Origin of the sequence: Aeromonas veronii, assembly GCF_040215105.1 — a bacterium.
Taxonomy (GTDB): Bacteria; Pseudomonadota; Gammaproteobacteria; order Enterobacterales; family Aeromonadaceae; genus Aeromonas; species Aeromonas veronii_G.
Map to the genome: position 1 here is coordinate 298175 of NZ_CP157875.1, position 18402 is coordinate 316576.

The 18402-nt window shown below is 62.2% G+C and carries 20 protein-coding genes; 12 read left to right on the top strand and 8 right to left on the bottom strand.

Annotated elements, in window-relative coordinates; all coding sequences use genetic code 11:
- Nucleotides 1–6: 6 nt before the first annotated feature.
- Nucleotides 7–165, bottom strand: a complete 159-nt coding sequence (locus ABNP46_RS01450) for a hypothetical protein (protein WP_349920663.1) — start codon at nucleotides 163–165, stop codon at nucleotides 7–9.
- Nucleotides 166–337: 172 nt separating this feature from the next.
- Here ABNP46_RS01450 and ABNP46_RS01455 point away from each other — a divergent pair, with 172 nt between their 5' ends.
- On the top strand, nucleotides 338–964 hold the full coding sequence (locus ABNP46_RS01455) for a lysoplasmalogenase (RefSeq protein WP_349920664.1): 627 nt from the start codon (nucleotides 338–340) through the stop codon (nucleotides 962–964).
- Nucleotides 965–1022: 58 nt separating this feature from the next.
- Here ABNP46_RS01455 and ABNP46_RS01460 read toward each other — a convergent pair whose 3' ends face one another.
- Both ABNP46_RS01460 and ABNP46_RS01465 read right to left on the bottom strand, forming a co-directional pair.
- Nucleotides 1023–2576 (bottom strand): DHA2 family efflux MFS transporter permease subunit, encoded by a 1554-nt coding sequence (locus ABNP46_RS01460; RefSeq protein WP_349920665.1) that lies wholly within the window; start codon nucleotides 2574–2576, stop codon nucleotides 1023–1025.
- A complete protein-coding gene (locus tag ABNP46_RS01465; protein WP_349920666.1) occupies nucleotides 2576–3628 on the bottom strand; it encodes an HlyD family secretion protein in 1053 nt (350 codons plus the stop codon). Before ABNP46_RS01465 ends, ABNP46_RS01460 begins: the two co-directional genes overlap by 1 nt.
- A 97-nt stretch (nucleotides 3629–3725) precedes the next feature.
- Here ABNP46_RS01465 and ABNP46_RS01470 point away from each other — a divergent pair, with 97 nt between their 5' ends.
- Nucleotides 3726–4628 carry a LysR family transcriptional regulator gene (locus ABNP46_RS01470; protein WP_349920667.1) on the top strand — a complete coding sequence of 301 codons (903 nt, stop codon included), beginning with the start codon at nucleotides 3726–3728 and terminating at the stop codon, nucleotides 4626–4628.
- Between the two features lie 38 nt (nucleotides 4629–4666).
- On the top strand, nucleotides 4667–4981 hold the full coding sequence (locus ABNP46_RS01475; RefSeq protein WP_349920668.1) for a DUF2007 domain-containing protein: 315 nt from the start codon (nucleotides 4667–4669) through the stop codon (nucleotides 4979–4981).
- A gap of 70 nt (nucleotides 4982–5051) precedes the next feature.
- Here the strand turns inward: ABNP46_RS01475 and ABNP46_RS01480 are convergent, their stop codons facing one another.
- Nucleotides 5052–6335, bottom strand: a complete 1284-nt coding sequence (locus tag ABNP46_RS01480) for a dicarboxylate/amino acid:cation symporter (RefSeq protein ID WP_349920669.1) — start codon at nucleotides 6333–6335, stop codon at nucleotides 5052–5054.
- A 208-nt stretch (nucleotides 6336–6543) separates the two neighbouring features.
- Between ABNP46_RS01480 and ABNP46_RS01485 the strand changes: the two genes are divergently transcribed.
- Both ABNP46_RS01485 and ABNP46_RS01490 read left to right on the top strand, forming a co-directional pair.
- Nucleotides 6544–6789 (top strand): YecH family metal-binding protein, encoded by a 246-nt coding sequence (locus ABNP46_RS01485; RefSeq protein WP_349920670.1) that lies wholly within the window; start codon nucleotides 6544–6546, stop codon nucleotides 6787–6789.
- A gap of 99 nt (nucleotides 6790–6888) precedes the next feature.
- Nucleotides 6889–7488, top strand: a complete 600-nt coding sequence (locus ABNP46_RS01490) for a YhgN family NAAT transporter (protein ID WP_349920671.1) — start codon at nucleotides 6889–6891, stop codon at nucleotides 7486–7488.
- A 25-nt stretch (nucleotides 7489–7513) separates the two neighbouring features.
- Here the strand turns inward: ABNP46_RS01490 and ABNP46_RS01495 are convergent, their stop codons facing one another.
- The gene (locus ABNP46_RS01495; protein WP_349920672.1) at nucleotides 7514–8482 is read right to left on the bottom strand and encodes a LysR substrate-binding domain-containing protein; all 969 of its coding nucleotides are present in this window, start codon (nucleotides 8480–8482) and stop codon (nucleotides 7514–7516) included.
- A 271-nt stretch (nucleotides 8483–8753) separates the two neighbouring features.
- Here ABNP46_RS01495 and tatA point away from each other — a divergent pair, with 271 nt between their 5' ends.
- From tatA to ABNP46_RS01515, 4 genes are all read left to right on the top strand, one after another.
- A complete protein-coding gene (gene tatA / locus ABNP46_RS01500; protein WP_349920673.1) occupies nucleotides 8754–8915 on the top strand; it encodes a twin-arginine translocase TatA/TatE family subunit in 162 nt (53 codons plus the stop codon).
- Nucleotides 8916–8929: 14 nt separating this feature from the next.
- Nucleotides 8930–9226: a YfcZ/YiiS family protein gene (locus ABNP46_RS01505; protein WP_349920674.1), complete on the top strand. Its 297-nt coding sequence runs from the start codon at nucleotides 8930–8932 to the stop codon at nucleotides 9224–9226.
- A 121-nt stretch (nucleotides 9227–9347) separates the two neighbouring features.
- Nucleotides 9348–10808, top strand: coding sequence for a lytic transglycosylase F (locus ABNP46_RS01510; protein WP_349920675.1), 1461 nt, complete (start codon nucleotides 9348–9350; stop codon nucleotides 10806–10808).
- Between the two features lie 194 nt (nucleotides 10809–11002).
- Nucleotides 11003–12253 (top strand): phospholipase D-like domain-containing protein, encoded by a 1251-nt coding sequence (locus tag ABNP46_RS01515; RefSeq protein ID WP_349920676.1) that lies wholly within the window; start codon nucleotides 11003–11005, stop codon nucleotides 12251–12253.
- 463 nt (nucleotides 12254–12716) lie between these two features.
- Here the strand turns inward: ABNP46_RS01515 and ABNP46_RS01520 are convergent, their stop codons facing one another.
- Nucleotides 12717–13835, bottom strand: coding sequence for an acyl-CoA desaturase (locus tag ABNP46_RS01520; RefSeq protein WP_349920677.1), 1119 nt, complete (start codon nucleotides 13833–13835; stop codon nucleotides 12717–12719).
- A gap of 149 nt (nucleotides 13836–13984) precedes the next feature.
- On the opposite strand from ABNP46_RS01520, the gene fabR reads away from it, so the two are divergent.
- Both fabR and ABNP46_RS01530 read left to right on the top strand, forming a co-directional pair.
- Entirely contained in the window at nucleotides 13985–14605 is a 621-nt protein-coding gene (gene fabR, locus ABNP46_RS01525; protein ID WP_349920678.1) for an HTH-type transcriptional repressor FabR, read from the top strand.
- A gap of 17 nt (nucleotides 14606–14622) precedes the next feature.
- Complete coding sequence (locus tag ABNP46_RS01530; protein ID WP_349920679.1) at nucleotides 14623–14988, top strand: YijD family membrane protein; 366 nt, start codon at nucleotides 14623–14625, stop codon at nucleotides 14986–14988.
- A 40-nt stretch (nucleotides 14989–15028) separates the two neighbouring features.
- Here ABNP46_RS01530 and ABNP46_RS01535 read toward each other — a convergent pair whose 3' ends face one another.
- The gene (locus ABNP46_RS01535; RefSeq protein WP_349920680.1) at nucleotides 15029–15340 is read right to left on the bottom strand and encodes a DUF1145 domain-containing protein; all 312 of its coding nucleotides are present in this window, start codon (nucleotides 15338–15340) and stop codon (nucleotides 15029–15031) included.
- Between the two features lie 358 nt (nucleotides 15341–15698).
- Nucleotides 15699–16328, bottom strand: a complete 630-nt coding sequence (gene rsmD, locus ABNP46_RS01540) for a 16S rRNA (guanine(966)-N(2))-methyltransferase RsmD (protein ID WP_349920681.1) — start codon at nucleotides 16326–16328, stop codon at nucleotides 15699–15701.
- 111 nt (nucleotides 16329–16439) lie between these two features.
- On the opposite strand from rsmD, the gene ftsY reads away from it, so the two are divergent.
- The gene (ftsY, locus tag ABNP46_RS01545) at nucleotides 16440–18209 is read left to right on the top strand and encodes a signal recognition particle-docking protein FtsY (RefSeq protein WP_349920682.1); all 1770 of its coding nucleotides are present in this window, start codon (nucleotides 16440–16442) and stop codon (nucleotides 18207–18209) included.
- Nucleotides 18210–18402: the final 193 nt, after the last annotated feature.

Consider the following 18402-nt stretch of genomic DNA (forward strand, 5'->3'; position numbering starts at 1 on the left):
GCAGGCTCAGTTTGGCTGAGCCTGCTGCTGCTTTTGCAGCAGATCCAGGGTCTGTTGCTCTTGCTGGCTCAGGCCCAGCTGTTCACAGGCTTGCTCGAAGCTGATCCCCAGATGGCACATCATGATGTCGATGGCGGGCAGATAGTTGGTCATTGCGTCTTCCATGGTGATCCTCCTGAGTGGACTCTTATGCCCGAGCCGGGGAAAGGGGGCAATTAGACTTTAGGCGTAGGGTTCCATCTGTTGCGCCCCCTGCCACTGCTCACGGGAATTTGTTAATCTGTCGGTCATTAAAGAGGCAGCCGCTTCAGGGTGGGCAGCCGGTGAGGAGCAGGGCATGTTATTGAGTTTCTTGATCATCGCATCTGGCTGGTGGCACATCCGCGCAGCCTACGGCTCGGATGCCCGTCAGTTCTACATCAGCAAGCCGCTGACCATGCTGTTCATCATCGCCCTCGCCTTCGGTTACCAGAGTGATGATCACAATGGATCCAACGCCTGGATCCTGCTCGGCCTCTGCCTGTCGCTGGCCGGCGACGTGCTGCTGATGCTGCCACGGGATCGTTTCATCCAGGGTTTGGCGGCATTTCTTGTCGCGCATCTGTGCTACATCGTGGGCTTCGCCCAGGGGCCCCTGGTGCTCAAGCTGGTGGATGGCCTGCTGCTGCTGGCGGTGGCGGGCATGGTGTTCGGCCTGCTGTGGAGCAAGCTGGGTGAGATGAAGATCCCGGTGTTCTGCTACATGCTGGTGATCATCGCCATGGCCTGGGTGGCCGCCGGTGCCTGGCACGCCTCCCTGACGGCGGGCAGCGCCGCCGCCCTGGTGGGGGCCTTGATGTTCCTCTTCTCCGACAGCATGCTGGCCCTCGATCGCTTCCGCCGCCCCTTCCCCCACGCCAAGGCCTGGATCATGAGCAGCTACTACGCCGCCCAGTTCCTGATTGCAGCCTCCCTGGCGGGCTGAGAACCGCCTATTCCGACCATAAAAAAACGGGCCAGATGGCCCGTTTTTCGTTGCTGTATCACGCCTCCATGGGCTCGGCATCGGCCGCCTTGGGGGGCGGCTGCTTGAGCAGCAGCATCAGGGCGCTGGCGATGAGCAGGAAGACCCCCATCACGTAGAACACCTGGTTGTAGGCCATGATGGTAGCTTCCCGATTGATGGTGTTTGCCAGCATGGCCTGGGCCTGCAACTGCGCCTGCTCGGGGCCGGCTCCCTGCGCCATCATGTTCTGGGCCAGTTGCAGCAGGTAGCTCTGCCCTTCGATGCTGCTGGCGGCCAGGGTGCTGCCGATCTGGCTGGCATGGATGCGGGTGTCGTTGTCCAGCATGGTGGCGATGATGGCGATGCCGATGGCACCGCCGAGGTTGCGCAGCACGTTGAGCAGGGTGGAGGAGGAGGGAACCTCGTCCGGGGTCAGGCTGGCGGTGGCCACCAGGGAGAGCGGCACCATCACGAAAGGCTGGCCCAGCGCCCGCACGACGAGGGACTGGATCAGCTGGGGCCCGGCATAATCGGCGCTCATGTGCATGTTCATGAAACAGCTGATGGCGAACACCAGGAAGCCGAAGCTCACCAGGTAGCGAGGGTCTATCTTGGTCACCAGCTTGGGCACCAGCGGCAGCACCAGCAACTGGGGCAACCCCATCCACATCAGCACTTCGCCAATCTCCAGCGCGTTGTAGTTGTGGATCTGGGTCATGTAGAGGGGCAGCACATAGATGGATCCCATCAGCGCCATGCCGAGCACCAGATAGGCGAAACAGGCCAGCGCGAAGCGCGGGCTGTGCAGCAGTCGCAGGTTGACCAGGGGGTGGCGGCGCAGCAGCTGGCTGATGACGAAGAAGATGAGTGCCACCACGGAGATGACGCTCAGGCGCACGATGAAACTGGAACCGAACCAGTCCTCCCGGTTGCCCTCTTCCAGTACCACCTCCAGCAGCCCCAACCCCACCGCCATGGTGAGGATCCCGACGAGATCCACCCGTTTGATCACTTCCCAGTCCACCATCTTCTTGTCCAGACCGTGGGCCAGCATGGCCATCACCAGCAGGCCGGGGGGCACGTTCAGGTAGAAGATGTAGTGCCAGGAGAGCTGCTCCGTCAGCCAGCCCCCCAGGGTCGGCCCTATGGTGGGGGCGAAGGTGGCACACAGACCGAACAGCGCCATGCCGGTGGCCCGCTTGTGCAGGGGCAGCAGGCTGATGATGAGGGAGAATGCCATGGGGATGAGGGCGCCGCCGGTGAACCCCTGCAGGGCCCGGAACACGATCATGCTGGTGAGGTTCCAGCTGAACGAACAGAGCACGGAGGCGATGATGAAGGCCCCCGTGGTCCACAGCAGATAGCGGCGCGCCCCCAGGCCGCGGCTGAGCCAGCCGCTCAGGGGAATGGCGATCATCTCCGCCACCAGGTAGGAGGTGGAGATCCAGGAGCTCTCGCTCAGGGTGGCGGATAGCGCTCCCTGAATGTCCTTCAGGGAGGCGTTGGTGATCTGGATGTCGAGGATGGCCATGAAGGCGCCGATCAGGCCCCCCATGACCGCGATCCAGTTACGGCGCGGGATGGCGTCCATCAGTGGGCCGCAACCTGGGGCTCAGGCGTGCGGGTATCCACGATCACCTCGGTGGAGAGGCCCGGCCGCAGCTTGCCGGTCAGTACCCCGGGCTCGGGGATGCGGATCTTGACCGGTACCCGCTGCACAATTTTCGTGAAGTTGCCGGTGGCATTCTCCGGCGGCAGCAGGGCGAACTTGGCGCCGGTGGCGGGGGCCAGGCTGTCGATGATGCCTTCTACCGGCTGATCCGGATAGGCATCCAGGATCACCTCCACCTTCTGGCCCGGCTGCATGTGCTGCAACTGGGTCTCCTTGAAGTTCGCCTCGACCCAGACCTGCTGCAGCGGCACCAGGCTCGCCACCTGCATGCCGGACTGCACGTAGAGCCCTTCCCGCAGGCTGCGTTTGCCGATGATGCCATCGGCGGGCGCCCGCAATTCGGTGTAGCCGAGCTCCAGCTTGGCCTGCTGCAGCTGGGCCTCGCTCAGGGCCAGTCTGGCCTGGTTCTGCTTGGCCTCGGCGTCAAGTACCAGCAGTCGCTCACGGGCTGCCTGCAGGGCGGCGCTGGCCTCCTGCAACAGGGCCTGATTGACCTGCAGGCCGGCCTGTACCTCGTCCAGGCTGTCCTGGGAGCTGTAGTGGCGCTGATTGAGCTGACTGACGCGGCGCACCTGTTGCTGGGCCCGCACCTGTTCGGCGTTGGCGGAGGCGACCTTGGCCTCGGCCTGACGGATCTGGCTCAGTTGCTGGGTGCGGGTGGCGGCCAGGTTTTCGGCGGTAGCCTGGTTGAGGCGCAAGTCCGCCTCGGCTTCCAGCACCTTGGTCTTGTACTCCCGATCATCCAGCCGGGCGATCAGCTGGCCCGCTTTCACCTCCTGGTTGTCGGTCACCAGCACCTCGCCGATGTAGCCGGGCAGCTTGGAGCCGATACCGGTCACCTCGCTCTGCAGATAGGCGTTGTCGGTGCTCTCGAAATAGCGGCCATGGAGATACCAGTAGGCGGCGAACAGCGTGCCGAGCACGGCCAGCACCAGTGCGGCCAGCAGGGGGATCTTCTTGTGTTGACTCATGATATTGGTTTTCCTGAACTGTGGGGTGCAGGCTAACATCGGCCCACTGTTTCGATTAGTATCCCTGCATGAGATATACAGTTTCACTGGTGAGACAATGGACCTGAATGCTGCCTTGATCCTGGTGCGTATCGTCGACAAGGGCTCCTTTACCGCGGCGGCCCAGGACTTGGGGATGACCAAGGCGACGGTCAGCCGCCGCATCGCCGAGCTGGAGCAGCGACTCGGGGCGCGCCTGCTCTATCGCTCCACCCGCCAGCTCACCCTGACCGAGGCGGGTGAGCAGTATTACCTGCGCTGCAGCAAGGCGGTGGAGGAGTTGGCCCAGGCGGAACTGATGCTGAGCGCGAGCCAGCAGGAGGTGACCGGCACCCTCAAGCTGGCGGTGCCCATCGAGACGGGGCAGTTGGTGGTGGGTCGGCTGGTGGCGCGTTTTCTGCAGGCCTATCCGGGGCTGAGGGTGGAGCTGGAGCTGACCAACCGCATCGTGGATCCTATCAGCGAGGGGTTGGATGCCATCGTGCGGATCGGCGACATGAACGACTCCAATCTGGCGGCCCGTCGGCTGTGGAGCACGGAGCGCCTGCTCTGCGCCAGCCCCGAATACCTGGCGCGCAACCCGGGTCTGGAGCGGCCTGAGGATCTGGTGCGCCATGAACGGATAACGGTGAGCACCGGGTTTCTCGCATCGCACTGGTGCTTTGAACTGGATGGTCGGGAGGTGCTGGTCGATCCCCCTGCCAGATTCACCGTCAACAACATTACCTGTGCCCGGGAGGCGGCCAAGACCGGGTTGGGGTTGGCCTCCCTGCCTGCCATGCTGTGCCATGATGAGCTGGCGAGTGGCGCCCTGGTGGCCCTGTTGCCCGACTGGCGTCAGCCCAAGGTGCCGATCTATCTTCTGTTCCCGGAGCGACGGCTGATGCCGCGCAAGTTACGGGTTTTTATCGATTTTCTGGTTGCGAACGGGCCTGATTACGGCATCGACAACCTGTTGTGAGTGGCTGCGGCATCGACAGGCTGCATGGAGGAGACGCGATGGAAGAGTGGATCAATTTGTATCGGGCCTCTCACTCCCTGGAGGCTCACGCCCTGAAGGGGGCGCTGGAGGTCGAGGGAGTGCGGGTGCGGCTCAGCGGGGAAGGATTGTCGGGGGCGCTGGGGGAGTTGCCGGTGGATCTGCTGCAGGTGACCCTGATGGTGTGCGAGGCGGATCGCAGCCGGGCAGGGCGGATCATCGAGCGTTATCAGCAGCGTCAGGGCAACGGCTGGCTCTGCGGTCAGTGTGGGGAGGAGAATGGTGCCAACTTCGATATTTGCTGGCACTGCCACCACGATCCCCACGACCACTGACCCCCTTCCACTCCTCGATCCTCTTGGGTAACAGAGGAGCCTCAGGCGTTCGCCTGTACCCTGTGACACCTCAGCGCAGGGTGAAGTCGATGTCCTCACCTGCGTTGGCGTCGTGATAGGTCGCCAGATCCAGCTCCCCCTCGCTGCGGGCGATCAGCACGGATACCAGAATATCCCCGGAGACGTTGACCGTGGTGCGGGCCATGTCCAGCAAACGGTCGATGCCGGCGATGAGGGCGACGCCCTCCAGGGGCAGGCCCACGGCCGTGAGGGTCAGGGTGAGCAGCATCAGCCCTGTGCCCGGGGTTCCCGCCGTGCCGATGCTGGCCAGGGTGGCGATGCTGATGATGGTCAGATAATCCACCACGTGCAGATCCACCCCGAAAGCCTGGGCCACGAACAGGGCGGTAACTCCCTGATAGAGGGCGGTGCCGTCCATGTTGATGGTGGCGCCGATGGGCAGCACCTTGGCGGTGATGGCGGGGGAGACCCCCAGCCTGCGCTCGGCGCAGGCCAGGCTGATGGGCAGGGTTGTGCTGCTGGAGCTGCTGGTGAAGGCCACCGCCTGGGCATCGAGGATGCTCTTGAAGTAGTGCAGGGGGTTGAGGCGGGCTAGCAGGAGCAGCAGGCTGCTGTAGACCCCGAGCACGTGCAGCAGGCAGCCGAGGTAGACGGCGCCGATCACCTTGAGCAGGGGCAGCAGCAGATCCAGCCCGTACTTGCCGGTCATCCAGGCCATCAGGGCACAGACGCCGTAAGGGGCCAGCACCATCACCATCTGGGTCAGCGTGAACATGCCCTCCGCCAATGAGGCGAAGAAGCGGATGGCGGGACGACCGCGGCGACCGCTGGCATTGAGGGCCAGGGCCAGGGCGATGGCGAAGACCAATACCTGCAGTACCTTGCCATCCACCATGGCCTGGATGGGATTGCGGGGCACCAGATGGCTCAGTACGCTGGCCAGGGTGGGCTGTGCCATGGCGCCGACCCGTTCGTAGGGCCCCATGTTGGCGCCCATGCCGGGCTCCAGCAGCCAGCCCATCATCAGGCCGATGCAGATGGCGATGGCGGTGGAGAACAGATAGAGGGTGATGGCCTTGCCGCCGATCCTGTCCAGGGCCTTGCCTCTGAGCAGGGCCGTCAGACCGGCGATGACGGAGCAGAAGATGAGGGGCACCATCAGCATCTGTATGGTGTTGACGAAGAGCACGCCGATGGGCTTGAGCAGCAACGCCTGCTCGCTGAAGCAGAGTCCGAGCCCGATACCGCCGAGCATGCCGAGCAGGGTCTTCAACCAGAGCGGGCGGCGGGTCCAGATCCGCCAGGGCTTGAAGGCCCATCCATGGAACAGCATGACGCCAATGTCCTTATTTTCTGACTGCGAGGGCAAAAAGGGGCGCTAGTGTAGCCATCCCTCGATCGAGTTGCCACATTATCGACAATGCGGCGGCCACGACCAGCCCGGTAGCATGAAAAAGGGCAATTTATTGGTCTACATCAAGATCGGGAATGGTCGTCGGAGGTTTAATTGACATCTGACATGATAATTAACGAGGTTTCAGATGTCCCAATCGATACATGGTCACGAAGTGATGGAAATGATGCTGGAACAGGGGGGGCAGTTCAGCCGTGCCAGCCTCAAGCAGGCGATCGGTCAGCACTTCGGTGCCGATGCCCGCTTTCACACCTGCAGCGCCAGCGAGATGGATGCCGATGCCCTGATCGATTTTCTGGCCAAGCGCGGCAAGTTCATCGAATCCGAAGAGGGTTTCCAGACCAGCGCCGACAAGATCTGCAATCACGGCTGAGGCCGACGGCGAGCCGCCCCCGGTGGCTCGCGCAATCTCCCGCCCTTTGTTAGTATTCCGCCCTCTCTTCTCCTGCTGAAGGCTTAGCCAGGGCGTTGTATGGATACTTTCTCCGCTGCCGTCATGTTGTTTCTGATCATGGATCCGCTGGGCAACCTGCCGGTCTTCCTCTCCATTTTGCGTCACGTCGATCCCAAGCGGCGCCGCAAGGTGATGATCCGCGAGTTGCTGTTCTCCCTGGCCATCATGCTGGCCTTCCTGTTCGCCGGTCAGCAGATCCTGAGCTTCCTCAACCTGCGGCAGGAGGCGGTGAGCATCGCCGGTGGCATCATCCTCTTCCTCATCGCCATCAAGATGATCTTCCCGACCCCGGGTGGGGTGACCGGCCTTGCCGCCGGTGAGGAGCCCTTCCTGGTGCCCATGGCCATCCCCATGATCGCGGGCCCCTCCATCCTCGCCTCCCTGCTGCTGCTGGCGAATCAGGAGCCGACCCGGATGACGGACTGGTCCCTGGCCCTGCTGATGGCCTGGGGGGCCAGCGCCGTGATCCTGATGTTCTACGAGGTATTCAACAAGCTGCTGGGTGAGCGAGGACTCACCGCCCTTGAGCGGCTGATGGGCATGCTGCTGGTGATGATCTCGGTGCAGATGCTGTTGGACGGGGTACACCACTACCTGGAAGTGACCGACAAGGGATAAACCCCGTCTTTGAACGGGGCTCTGTTCAGGCAGCCTCGACCGTCGGGGTCTCCAGCTTGCCCATGATGAGGGTGAGTAGAGTCTCCCGCAGCCAGCGATGACCCGGATCCGCGTCGTGGCGCTGATGCCAGATCAGCAGGTGGGAGATGCTCTCCAGCGCCACCGGCAGGGGTAGCGGCACCAGCGGATAGACCTGGGTCGCGTGGCGGGCGTAGAGCCGGGAGAGGGTCACTATCATGTCCGAGTGCATGCCCATGCGCAGCGCCGCCTCGAAGGTGGGCACGGTGGCCTCTATCCGGCGATAGAGATCCTGCTCCGCCAGCTTGTGATCCAGCATCCAGCGATCCCGCCCTTCGCAGTAGGTCTGCACATGGGGATAGGCCAGATAGCGGGCAAGATCCCAGTCGGTTTCCTGCAGCGCCGGGTGATCCGGCTGCACCAGACAGGTGAGGTCATCGATGGCGAGCAAGCGCTGGCAGATGGCGTTGGGCAAGGTATCGAGGCGAAAATCTGAGTTGATGCAGTTCTCCCGCACCGTGAAGGCGATATCCACCTGGCCCTGGCTCATCTCGGTCAGGCTGTGCTCTGTCCACTCCTCGTAACGCAGCCGCATGCCGGGGGCCTGGCGCTTGAGTTCGCTCAGGTAGAGGGGGGCAAACAGGGTGAAGGCGCTGTCCATGCTGGCGATGACGAACTCCCGCTCCGTGCTGGCGGGATCGAAGGCGGGCGGCTGGATCAGGTTGTCCAGGGAGAGCAGTATGGGTTGCAGCTGTTGTTGCAGATCCAGGGCGCGGGGCGTGGGATCCAGCCCGTAGGCGGAGCGCACGAACAGGGGATCGTCGAAGGTTTCCCGCAGGCGGCCGAGAGCCTTGCTGACGGCGGACTGGCTCAGGTGCAACCGACGGGCGGCCCGGCTGCCGTTGCGCTCCTCCAGCAATACCTGAAGAATTATCAATAGATTAAGGTCGATGCGCCCGAGCTGTTCCAACAACATGATATGAATCCTCGTCAATTCTTAGATGAATTTATACCATTTGTTTTCATATCTTGGCGACCCTATGCTCGATCCCGTCTCTCGCCTTGTGGCGGCTGGTACAGGATGTAGCGGTTGAGGGGACAAGTAGCACTGACTCGTACGGCGGCCATGGTCGCCGTATTTTTTTGCCGGTTGACTCGCAAACTTGCACCTGTCTTGATTTCGCCCAACAATCTCTACGCTTTCTTTTGATACAAACAATCGGTATCTATCAGTCAGGAGTATCCAGATGGGACTCGGTGGAATTCATATCTGGTATTTGTTGATCCTGCTGCTGGTCGTGGTGCTGGTGTTTGGCAGCAAGCGCCTGGCCGGTGCCGGCGAGGATCTGGGTACCGCCATCAAGGACTTTCGCAAGGCTTTGCGTGACGATGATCCGCAGCCGAAATAAGTAGGAGTTGAATGATGTCTGTAAAAGATGAAGTGCTGGAAACCTGTGACAGCTGCGGCAGCATGGCCGAGATTGGAACCATCATCGGGGAAGGTGATGATGTGATGGAGCTGGTGATCGAGGCCGCGGCAGAAGCCGACGCTCGCGCCAAGCTGGCCGGCTACGAAGCGCTGGCCAAACAGGTCAGTGCCGAGGCCGAGTGCCACAGTGAGCTGACGCAAGGCGCCGACGGAGTGATCCTCAAGGCTCGTTTGCAATTCACCTGCACCGCCGAGAAGCTGATCTTCGAGATGCGTGCCCGTTCCCTCTGAGCCCAGTGATGATACGGCAGGCTCGCCTGCCGTCTTGACCCCCAGCCGCTTCTCCCGTTCTATATTGAGTTATCCCGTGGGCAACCTCTGTCCCGGGCGTCGGCCAGCAGAAGGAGATGACATGCGGCTTTGGATCTGGCTCCTGCTGGCACTCTGTTCCCTTCCCCTGCAGGCGGCGGATCCCGCCCCTCCGTCCAGTGCGGCCGCGTCTCGCGTTGTGGACGTCAGACCCAAACGCCTGCCCCAGCCCGGGGATCTTGCCCACATCCTGGAAAAGAAAGAACTGAGGGCCCTGGTGGTCTATGAGCGGGGCTTCTTCTTCTTCGACAAGGGGACCCAGTACGGCATTCTGGTCAATCAGCTGCAAGGCTTCGAGCGCTGGCTGAACAAGACTTATCTCGCCAACGAGAAACTGAAACTCAAGATCATCTATATCCCGGTACGCCAGGACAAGCTGCTGGACTACCTCACCGAGGGGCGGGGGGATCTGGTGGCCGCCAACATGACGGTGACCCCGACCCGACGCGAGCAGGTGACCTTTTCCCAGCCCCTTATCGCCCCCATCGAGGAGTGGGTGGTGAGCCAGCGGGATCTGCCCGCCTTCAACCGCATCACCCAGCTCTCCGGGCGGCGGATCTGGGTGCGTGCCAGCTCCAGCTACCATGAGAGCCTGACCCAGCTGAACTGGCTGTTCCGCGAGCTGGGGCTGCCCCCCGTCTATATCGAGACGGTGCCCGAGTACCTGCAAGATGGCGACCTGATGGAGATGGTGGCGGCCGGCATCATACCGCTCACCGTGACCGACAGTTTCAAGGGGCGGATCTGGCTCGACATGATAGGGGGGCTCAAGGCCCACAAGCTGATCCCCCTGAGGGACAAGGGCCGCAGCGCCTGGGCCCTGCGCAAGAACGACCCCGAGTTGCTCAAGGCGGTGAACGCCTATATCTCGGAGGCGAGCAAGCGCACCCTCTACAGCGACATGACACTGCGTCGCCTGCTGGCCCGAAGCGAGCAGATGAGCAACATACTGGCGCCGGATCCCCTGGGTCGGCTCTCCACCATTCGCAAGGTGATAGAGACCCAGGCAGGCAAATACCAGCTGGACTGGCTGATGCTGGCGGCCCTTGGCTACAAGGAGTCGGGGCTCAACCCCAATGTCCGCTCCAACAAGGGGGCGGTCGGCATCATGCAGCTGCTGCCGAGCACTGGCGGTGCCGTCGGGATCCGCGGGGCCAGGCTCACCAGCCTGGAGGGCAATGTGGAGGCGGCCTGCCGCTACCTGCGTCACATCCTGGACATCTACTTCAACGACCCCGCAATGGACAACCTCAACCGCCACCTGTTCGCGCTGGCGGCCTACAATGCAGGGCCCAACCGGGTGCAGGCGCTGCAGGCCAAGGCGAAAGCCAGGGGGCTGGATCCGAACGTCTGGTTTGGCAACGTGGAACAGCTGGTGGCCAACGAAGTGGGACAAGGGCCCATCAACTACGTCGGCACCATCTACAAGTATTACGTGGCCTATCGCTTCAGCCTGCCTCAGCTGGAGGGCAAGACCGAGGCCATCGAGGCGGCGCGACCCTGATCCTCATCCCAACACCGATCCCTGTGCTGCAGATACCAGGGGGACAGCACTCTGGTGATGGGGTCCGGCTGGCAAAGCTGAGGTCTGTGGCTGAGGGGGGGGCTGTCAGTAAGCTCCATGATCGACTCCTTGGCACAGTGTGTTTGGGGCTCTTGCCCGGGTTATGCCACGACCCCATGACAAGGAGATGAACCTTGATCCCCGCCGAATTTGCCCTGCTGGACGATCCTGGCGCCGCCCTCAAGCTGCGTTGCCAGCTGATCCGCAGTGCCCGCAGCCGGATCCAGGCCCAGTATTACAGCTGGGACGAGGATGGCAGTGGCAAGTTGCTGTTGGCCGAGCTGCTGCACGCCGCCAGGCGCGGGGTGAGAGTGCAACTGCTGATCGACGATCTCTATGCCGGTGACAATCGCCTGCTGGAGATGGTGGCCCATGAACCGGGCATCGAAGTGCGCCTGTTCAACCCTTTCTGGCTGCGGGGCTGGCGCCGGTTGACCCTGCTGCTCGAAGGACTGCTGAGTTTTCGACGGATCAATCACCGCATGCACAACAAGCTGCTGCTGGTGGATGGCTGTCAGGGGGTGATCGGGGGTCGCAACATCGGCGATCGCTACTTCGGATTGGGGGACGCCCCCCATTTCGTCGATCTGGATCTGGCCTGCCGGGGGGCCATCTGCCAGCAGGCCGAGCAGGGTTTCTCACTCTATTGGCGCAGCCGCTGGAGTCGCCCCATCCGCCGCCTGCTGCGGCGAAAATTGCTGTCCGCCGAGGTGACGGCGGTCAATGGTTTCCTGCTCACCCTGACCGAACCCGGGGTGGCTGCTCTTTATGATCTGCCCGCCACCCTGTTCGACGATGAGCCCGTCCCCCTGCGCTGGCATGGGGGGCAGGGCGAACTCTGCTTCGACAGACCAGGCAAGGGGCTGGTGGCCCGGCCAACCATGGCGCGGGAGCTGAGCCGCCGCCTGCTCAGCAATCCGGGGGCGTTGCGGTTGGTGAGTCCTTACCTGATCCTGACCCGCAGCCTGCGGCGCAGTTTCAGACGGCAGCGGGAGGCGGGGGTGAGCATCACCATATTGACCAACTCCCTGGCCAGCACGGACGTGCCCCTGGTCTATGGGGCCTATCGTCGGCACAAACCCTGGCTGGCGCGCCAGCAGATCGCGCTGTTCGAGCTGAATGACGAGACCCTGAGTCTGCACGCCAAGCTGGTGCTGATGGGGGAGGAAGAGGCGCTGCTCGGCAGCTTCAACCTGGATCCCCGCTCCCTGATGCTCAACACCGAGCTGATGCTGCACCTGCACAGCCCCTCGCTGTGCGCCGAGCTGCAGCAGTGGCTGGAGCGCTGGCTGCAGGTCTCCGTCCATCGGGTTGCTGCCCCGTCGGCGATGCGGCGTCTGCTGGCGAAGCTGAGCGACTGGTTGCCATTGCATCCCTGGCTGTGACGGCGCTCTTGTGCGAGATCTCGCAAAGCCTTGTGCGCCTTGGTGGATAACGTTTGCCATCCAATCTCTCTTGGCCTTTTTATCGCTTTGTTTTTAATCGTTTTTTGCTTGATGTGAAAGCAGTGGGCCTGGTGGTGGTTTGCATATCGAACCCCACAAAACGGTTTTTTATTTTATCCAACTGCGTACTATTTCAAGCGCAAGGACAAACACGGCGGCGTGCCGTCGTGTGGGCGAAGAGAGTGGGAAGGAATGGGTCGACCGGATTGCTCCGGCAGGCGTCGCCTCGGATCGGGAGCGGAAACCCGTGAGGTGAAACAGTCTCTCTCAAGGCTCGGAACCCAATATGGAACATGCTATTTGCGAGGGGGTGACATGCGAATGTCGCCCCATTTTTTTATGCCTGTCTGGCGTGCCACCCATAAAAAAACCGCCAACTGGCGGTCTTTTTGTGGGACTTGCCTCAGGCGATACCAGCCAGCAATCGGCTCCAGTTGCGTTTGCTGGCGATGAAGCCATCGCGCAGGGTGCGGTATTCCAGCTGCAGCTTCAGCCTGTCGTAACGGGCCAGCGCCTTGCGCCTGCGCAGCTCCAGCAGCCGCTTGCGGCTCGCGTAGTAGTGCTGGATCTGCTGGCTCAGCTTGTCGTACTCCTCCTGCAGCAAGGCCTGCCACAGCTCCCTGTCATCCTGCTTGTGCAACCTGGCCTGGGCCCGTTTCAGCTGCATCTGCAACCTGGCCTGCTCGATGCGCTCCTCCGGGCAGGAGCGCAGATCCTTCGCCAGCCCGCACCAGGCAGCGCTTCGGATCAGCCACTTGGTGGGATCGAACTGCCACCAGCGGATGCCGTTGCGGTAGTCGTTCTCGAACAGGTGGTGGAAGTTGTGATACCCCTCGCCGAAGGTGAAGAAGGCCAGGATGCCGTTGTCCCGGGCGCTGTTGCGATCGGTAAAGGGCTGGCTGCCCCAGATGTGGGCGAGGGAGTTGATGAAGAAGGTGGTGTGGTGGGTCATCACCATGCGCAGCACCCCGGCCAGCAGCAGCATGCCGAGCAGATCCCCGTGAATCAGCCCCAGCAGCAGCGGGATGCCGATGTTGGTGCCGAGGGTCAGGGCCAGGTAGTGCCTGTGCTGAAAGGCGACGACAGGGTTGTTCTGCAGATCCCGCACGTTGCTGTAGTCGTGGTAGACCTCGCCCTGATACTCCCGCAACATCCAGCCGATGTGGGAGTACCAGAAGCCGCGGCCGGCGCTGTAGGGATCCTGATGGTTGTCATCCACGTGGCGATGGTGGCGGCGATGATCCGAGGACCAGTGCAGGGCCGAGTTCTGCAGGGCGAGGGCTCCGCCGATGGCGAAGAGCCACTGCAGGATCGGGTGTGCCTTGTAGGCCTTGTGGGACCAGAGCCTGTGGTAACCGGCGGTGATGGAGATGCCGCAATAGCAGAACAGCAGCAGGAAGCTGAGCCACTGCCAGAGATCGTAGGCATGGGTCAGCCCGTACCAGGGCACAGCAATCAGTGCCGTCAGCCCGGAGAGGGTGAACAGCAGGGTGTTGGTCATGATGATCGGGGGACGTTCCATTTCACTCGGTTCCTTTCAGCGAACAGCTGTGCGCTATTCTCCATTGAGCCGGAATGTGGGTCAATGGTAAAAAAGTGGGAGACAAACCTGATCCCGGCCCTGCCTTCGGGTTATCATTTGGCCTCGCTAACCTCAAGGTGACTGTTTTCGTGGGTATTCGCGCGCAACAAAAAGAAAAAACTCGGCGTACGCTGATCGAGGCTGCATTCAGTCAACTCTGTGCCAACCGCAGCTTCTCCAACCTCAGCCTGCGGGAAGTGGCACGGGAGGCGGGCATAGCGCCGACCTCCTTCTACCGCCATTTCCGTGACATGGAAGAACTGGGGCTGACCTTGGTGGACGAGGGCGGGCTGACCCTGCGCCAGCTGATGCGTCAGGCACGTCAGCGCATCGCCGGGGGCGGCAGCGTCATCAGCACCTCGGTGCAGACCTTCATGGAATTCGTGGAAAACAACCCGAACATCTTCCGCCTGCTGCTGCGCGAGCGCTCCGGCACCTCGGCGGCTTTCCGTCAGGCGGTGGCCCGGGAGATCCAGCATTTCATCGCCGAGCTGACCGATTACCTGGAGGCGACCACGGAGGCGCCGCGGGAGGAAGCCTTCATTCAGGCCGAGGCCATGGTCACCATCGTCTTCAGTGCAGGCGCAGATGCCCTCGACATGACCAGCGAGGAGTGCAAGGCCCTCTCCGATCGCACCATCAGCCAGTTGCGGATGATCGCCATGGGGGCCGAGGTACTGAATCGCAAGCGTCGTGAATCACTCTCTTAACGCAAGGATGGACTGACATGCATGAACCGAACCCTATCCCGAAGAAACCCCTGCTGCTGGCGATGCTGGTGGGCATCTGTGGTGATGCCTTCCTGTCGGTGGTGACCGAGTCGGCCGTGCCTTTCTCCTTCTTCCCCCTGATTGCCCTGGTACTGGCGGCTTATCAGCTCTACCAGCACTATCGTCATGAACCCATGGTGGGAAATACCCCGACCTGCATGCTTCTCAGCTTTTTCATCGGTGTTTTCGGCCATTCAGCATTGATCAAGGTGCAATACCCGGAGCTTGGCAGCAATTTCTTCTCCCTGATCACCATGTTGCTGCTGCTGGCGGTGCTCTCCATCAAACTCGGCATCAGCGTGGGGAAAAAAGCAAAGGAGTGACGAATCACTCCTTTGCGGGGCTGAAAAGCGGGATGAAAGATCAGTTGCCCTCCGGGGGCGTGCCTTTCTGCTTGGCGTCGATGATGGCTTGCAGCTTGGCGCGGATCTCCATCATGCCGAAAATGCCGAAGACCAGCACCTGGGTGAACTCGAGCCGGGTGACCGCGAAGTAGGGCTTGCAGGCAGCCTTGATGAGGCTGGCCTGTACCCAGTGCATCAGGGCCACGATCAGGCCGCAGACCGGCAGGAAGCCGTTCAGCTTGCCCGGCAGGGTACCCAGCAGCGCGAGGATTACGCCGAGCCAGAAGAACAGCAATACGCCCATCGCCAACAGATTGAACACCCGCTTCATCGTTTACCTCCCGCACATAGTGTTGATAGCAGACCCGATCGGTCTGCTTGTTCTTGAGTCGTTGTCCGCCTGGACGGGGAGGGCCCAGTGCCCGCCTTCCACCGGCATTCACACCGCAGCGTCATGCCGGGTGTCTCGTACATAGAACTGATAGCAGACCCGATCGGTCTGCTTGTCCTTGAGTCGTTGTCCCCATGGACGGGGAGGGTCCCGCGCCCGCCTTCCACCGGCATTCACACCGCAGCGTCATGCCGGGTGTCCCGTACATAGAGCTGATAGCAGACCCGATCGGTCTGCTTGCCCTTGAGTTGTTGTCCGCCTGGACGGGGAGGGCCCAGCGCCCGTCGTCCACCGGCATTCACACCGCAGAGTCATGCCGGGTGTCCCGTACATAGAGCTGATAGCAAACCTGGCCGGCCTGCTTGTCCTTGAGCAGCTGCCAGCTGGCGGGCAGCGCCAGATCGGCCATCTCTTTTTCCCGTTCAAGATAGATGAGGGCATCCGGCGCCAGCCAGCCCCGCTGCTCCAGCAGGTCACACACCTGGGGCAGCAGCTCACGGCGAAAGGGTGGATCCAGGAACACCAGATCGAAGGGGGTCGCCGGCCCCTGCAACCAGCTGACGGCATCAGCCTGGATGACACTGCCCTGCTGGCTGCCGAGCACCGCCAGATTCTTTCTGAGCTGTTCGGCGGCCCCTTTGTCCATCTCGATCAGGGTCACTTGCTCGGCGTAGCGAGAGAGCGCCTCCAGCCCCAGGCTGCCGCTACCGGCAAACAGGTCGAGACAGCGGGTACCGCGTACATGGGGGGCCAGCCAGTTGAAGATGGTTTCCTTGACGCGATCCGTGGTGGGTCTGAGTCCATCCAGGTCCCTGACCGGCAGTTTACGCCCCTTCCATTGGCCGCTGATGATTCTTACGAACCCGCTTTTGCCTTGTGAAGAAGGCTTGGGGTTGGGGTTGTTACGGCTGGTTTTCACTCTGGGCATCGCGTTTCGTCGTCAGAAAATAAAGTGGTAGTATAAGCCGGTTCATTTTTATGTCGGCCCACCGAGGGACGGCTATCTTAGCAGTCAGCCAACGAAGTGAGTATTTTTTAGATGGCAAAAGGTTTGTTTTCCTGGCTGGGTTTCGGCCGCAAGAAAGAAGAGGCCGAGGTCGCCCCATCAGAGGCCCCCGCAGCCACCCCGGTGATCGCAGAGCCCGAGGGCAGTGCCGCCCCCGCTCCCGTTGCTGATGCTCCCCTGCCCGAGGCAGCCGTTACTACCGCCGAAGAGTTCCCCGAAACGCCGGATGCAGGTCCGCTGGTGGTGGAAGAGTGCGCCTCCGAGCTGGAGCCCGTCATCGTCAACGAGGCCCTGATCGCTGATGAGGCGGCCGAGGCCCAGGAGGCCGCACGTCAAAAGGCTAAGGAAGCTGCTCACGTTGCTGCCGAGGCGCAGGCCGCCACAGAGGCTCGTATTGCCGCCGAAGCGCAGGCAGCGGAAGCTGCTCGCATTGCTGCTGAAGCGCAGGCTGCCGAAGAGGCTCGCATTGCCGCCGAAGCGCAGGCTGCCGAAGAATCTCGCATTGCTGCTGAAACGCAGGCTGCCGAAGAAGCTCGCATTGCTGCTGAAACGCAGGCTGCCGAAGAAGCTCGCATTGCTGCTGAAACGCAGGCTGCCGAAGAGGCTCGCCTTGCCGCTGAGGCGCAGGCTGCCGAAGAGGCTCGCCTTGCCGCCGAAGCGCAGGCTGCCGAAGAAGCGCGCATTGCCGCTGAAGCGCAGGCTGCCGAGGAAGCCCGTATTGCTGTTGAAGCGCAGGCTGCCGAAGAAGCTCGTATCGCCAAAGAGGCCCAGCGAGCGGAAGATCTGCGCCTGGTCGCCGCGATGGAGGCGGAAGCTGCCGCCCTGGCCGCGCTGCCACTGGCTGCCAAGGTCGATGACGATACCCAGGAGAAGCCGCAACGGGAGGGTTTCTTCGCCCGCCTCAAGCGCAGCCTGGTGCGTACCAAGGAGAACATCGGTTCCGGCTTCTTCGGCCTGTTCAGTGGCAAGAAGATCGACGACGAGTTGTTCGAGGAGCTGGAGACCCAGCTGCTGACGGCGGATCTCGGGGTGGATACTACCAGCCGTATCATTGACGGCCTGATCCAGCACGCGGATCGCAAGCAGCTCAAGGATGCCGAGGCGCTCTACGGTCTGCTCAAGCAGGACATGGGAGAGATGCTGACCAAGGTCGAGCAGCCTCTGGTCATCGACACCAGCAAGAAGCCCTATGTGATCCTGATGGTCGGCGTCAACGGGGTGGGCAAGACCACCACCATCGGCAAGCTGGCCAAGCAGTTCCAGGCCGAGGGCAAGAACGTCATGCTGGCCGCCGGTGACACCTTCCGCGCCGCTGCCGTCGAGCAGCTGCAGGTCTGGGGTCAGCGCAACAACATTCCGGTCATCGCCCAGCACACCGGCGCCGACTCCGCCTCCGTCATCTATGATGCCATCGAGGCGGCGCGCTCCCGTGGCGCCGACGTGCTGATCGCCGATACCGCCGGCCGCCTGCAGAACAAGAGCAACCTGATGGAAGAGCTCAAGAAGGTGGTGCGGGTGATGAAGAAGCTGGACGAGGAAGCCCCCCACGAGGTCATGCTGACCCTGGACGCGGGCACCGGCCAGAACGCCCTGAGCCAGGCCAAGCTGTTCAGCGAGGCGGTGGGCCTGACTGGCATCACCCTCACCAAGCTGGACGGTACCGCCAAGGGCGGGGTCATCTTCGCGGTGGCGGACAAGTTCCAGATCCCGATCCGTTACATCGGGGTGGGCGAAGGGATCGACGACTTGCGTCCCTTCGTCGCCAACGACTTTATCGAGGCGCTGTTCAGCCGGGACGAGTAAGTCCCGTCGTGATGAACCTGTGCCATGCCCCGACCCCGATCGGGGCATGTCGCTATCAGGGTTTGTGATGGCTCACAGGGACAAGATCAACAAGGTGTACGGTCGCGGTGACGGCATGCAAGCTGTCAGGTGATGCCATTGAATGAGCATCCCGAGCTTCAATCCCGGTCGGGACTGGTCAATATGAGGGAGC

What these genes read in the sequence shown, in the direction of transcription:
- ABNP46_RS01530 (WP_349920679.1), top strand. Translation starts at nt 14,623, where the DNA reads ATGCATGAACCGAACCCTATCCCGAAGAAACCCCTGCTGCTGGCGATG.
- ABNP46_RS01535 (WP_349920680.1), bottom strand. Translation starts at nt 15,340, where the DNA reads ATGAAGCGGGTGTTCAATCTGTTGGCGATGGGCGTATTGCTGTTCTTC.
- ABNP46_RS01510 (WP_349920675.1), top strand. Translation starts at nt 9,348, where the DNA reads ATGCGGCTTTGGATCTGGCTCCTGCTGGCACTCTGTTCCCTTCCCCTG.
- ftsY (WP_349920682.1), top strand. Translation starts at nt 16,440, where the DNA reads ATGGCAAAAGGTTTGTTTTCCTGGCTGGGTTTCGGCCGCAAGAAAGAA.
- ABNP46_RS01465 (WP_349920666.1), bottom strand. Translation starts at nt 3,628, where the DNA reads ATGAGTCAACACAAGAAGATCCCCCTGCTGGCCGCACTGGTGCTGGCC.
- ABNP46_RS01505 (WP_349920674.1), top strand. Translation starts at nt 8,930, where the DNA reads ATGTCTGTAAAAGATGAAGTGCTGGAAACCTGTGACAGCTGCGGCAGC.
- ABNP46_RS01460 (WP_349920665.1), bottom strand. Translation starts at nt 2,576, where the DNA reads ATGGACGCCATCCCGCGCCGTAACTGGATCGCGGTCATGGGGGGCCTG.
- ABNP46_RS01455 (WP_349920664.1), top strand. Translation starts at nt 338, where the DNA reads ATGTTATTGAGTTTCTTGATCATCGCATCTGGCTGGTGGCACATCCGC.
- ABNP46_RS01490 (WP_349920671.1), top strand. Translation starts at nt 6,889, where the DNA reads ATGGATACTTTCTCCGCTGCCGTCATGTTGTTTCTGATCATGGATCCG.
- tatA (WP_349920673.1), top strand. Translation starts at nt 8,754, where the DNA reads ATGGGACTCGGTGGAATTCATATCTGGTATTTGTTGATCCTGCTGCTG.
- ABNP46_RS01485 (WP_349920670.1), top strand. Translation starts at nt 6,544, where the DNA reads ATGTCCCAATCGATACATGGTCACGAAGTGATGGAAATGATGCTGGAA.
- ABNP46_RS01480 (WP_349920669.1), bottom strand. Translation starts at nt 6,335, where the DNA reads ATGCTGTTCCATGGATGGGCCTTCAAGCCCTGGCGGATCTGGACCCGC.
- ABNP46_RS01495 (WP_349920672.1), bottom strand. Translation starts at nt 8,482, where the DNA reads ATGTTGTTGGAACAGCTCGGGCGCATCGACCTTAATCTATTGATAATT.
- rsmD (WP_349920681.1), bottom strand. Translation starts at nt 16,328, where the DNA reads ATGCCCAGAGTGAAAACCAGCCGTAACAACCCCAACCCCAAGCCTTCT.
- ABNP46_RS01475 (WP_349920668.1), top strand. Translation starts at nt 4,667, where the DNA reads ATGGAAGAGTGGATCAATTTGTATCGGGCCTCTCACTCCCTGGAGGCT.
- ABNP46_RS01520 (WP_349920677.1), bottom strand. Translation starts at nt 13,835, where the DNA reads ATGGAACGTCCCCCGATCATCATGACCAACACCCTGCTGTTCACCCTC.
- ABNP46_RS01470 (WP_349920667.1), top strand. Translation starts at nt 3,726, where the DNA reads ATGGACCTGAATGCTGCCTTGATCCTGGTGCGTATCGTCGACAAGGGC.
- ABNP46_RS01450 (WP_349920663.1), bottom strand. Translation starts at nt 165, where the DNA reads ATGGAAGACGCAATGACCAACTATCTGCCCGCCATCGACATCATGATG.